Genomic DNA, 819 nt, shown 5'->3' with positions numbered 1-819 from the left:
CGTAGGCCATGCACGATAGCAGAGCTTGTTCATCCAACAGAGCTTGAGATTTAAAACGTCCTTCCCAGAAGCGGCCAGTGCACTTGTCTTCTTTATTGGCTTGGCGTGCGATGTATTCATTTAATGCTCGCATAAACCAACTGACGTCAGTGAATCGTTGCCGATACTCTGCGATAAGCTTCTCCACTTGGTGAAGCTCCCAACTCTCCATTGATTCACGCTCTTGGTCATCAACGTATTTGCGAGTCAGATTGGTGCCACCGAACAGTTGATGCCAACGCTCAATCACTTCCAGTTCTGACCAGCTTTTCGCAGCATCGGTGTTTACATAAAGCACGACATGCGTATGATTACTCATCACTGCAAAGGCCAATACCTCTACCGCAAACACCTGAGTTAACGACAGTAAACGGTTTTGAACCCATTCTCGTCGATGCTCATAGGATTGGCCTGTATAGGGATCTTTGCCACAAAGAAAGGCTCTGCGAACGCATCGACTGACGCAGTGATAGTACCTTGTGTCTTCCAAGCTGACTTGCTGCTTTCTCGCCCTTGGCATCGCTTAGTCCTCCAAACTCTGAGAACTAAGCGTAGACCATCAACTAATTGCTTACACTAACATGGGTGTCTAGTTAAGCGCTTACACTAACATGGGTGTCTAGTTAAGCGGTATTGCGTCCGACTACAACGTCTTGTATGGATAATAACGACTCAATTCGGGTAAGGTGAGGCCCAGACTTTAGCTGCAACTAAAGTTCTCTAATCGGCAGTTCGATACAGTGATGGCTCCTCTATCGAGAGACCGATAACAAGTAAGAA

General features: G+C 46.8%; 1 pseudogene. It reads right to left on the bottom strand.

The annotated features are described in order from the left end of the window. Positions 1-559 (bottom strand): annotated as a pseudogene (locus FCL42_RS21515) (transposase); the annotation flags it as partial. Between the last annotated feature and the right edge of the window lie 260 nt (positions 560-819).

Origin of the sequence: Ferrimonas aestuarii (genome assembly GCF_005116665.1) — a bacterium.
Classification (GTDB): Bacteria; Pseudomonadota; Gammaproteobacteria; order Enterobacterales; family Shewanellaceae; genus Ferrimonas; species Ferrimonas aestuarii.
Note: the sequence above shows the minus strand (reverse complement) of the source record. Positions and strands in the feature narration are given on the sequence as shown.